This is a genomic window from Burkholderia alba (genome assembly GCF_034721475.1).
Lineage (GTDB): Bacteria > Pseudomonadota > Gammaproteobacteria > Burkholderiales > Burkholderiaceae > Burkholderia > Burkholderia alba.
The window spans coordinates 1-607 of the sequence record NZ_JAWJWL010000162.1 but is presented as its reverse complement, the minus strand read 5'-3'; the positions used below and the strand labels follow the sequence as shown (position 1 = coordinate 607).

Sequence of the window (607 nt, the reverse complement as noted above, 5' to 3'; positions counted from 1 at the left end):
GACTCGTGACAGCCCAGCGCGATCTGGCCGAAGAGAAGCTGCGGGCCTACAAGCACGAACTGTTCGGTGCATCGAGCGAGGCACGTCATGCTGGCCAACTCGGACTGTTCAATGAAGCAGAGATCCTGGCGGCGACTGCCGACGCGCCTGCGCGCGAGGACGTGCCCGGTACGCCGGTCGCCGCCCACAAGCGCGGCAAGCGTGGGCGCAAACCACTCGATCCGAACCTGCCGCGCAATGTCGTGCGGCACGAACTGCCCGAGTCCGAACGAATCTGCGCGCATGACGGTCACGCCCTCGTGGAGATCGGCGTGGAAACAAGCGAACAGCTCGACGTGATTCCGGAGCAGGTCCGCGTCGTTCAGCATCAGCGGGTCAAGTATGCGTGCCCGTGCTGCGACCTCGGTATCAAGGTTACTCCACCGCCAGCGCGCATCATTCCTCGCGGCCTACTCACGGAATCAGCGCTGGCGTGGATCATCACCGGCAAATACCAGTACGGCATGCCGCTGTATCGCCAAGCCACGCTGCTGCGCCGCTTCGGCGGCGACATCTCGTCGAATACGCTAGCCGCCAGCGTGGTGCGGGTGGGGCTGGCCACGCAGCC

The 607-nt window shown here is 65.1% G+C and carries 1 protein-coding gene; it reads left to right on the top strand.

The window, feature by feature from the left end; all coding sequences use genetic code 11:
- A partial coding sequence (locus RZR99_RS33005) for an IS66 family transposase zinc-finger binding domain-containing protein (protein ID WP_323123855.1) occupies positions 1-607 on the top strand: 607 nt, incomplete at both ends.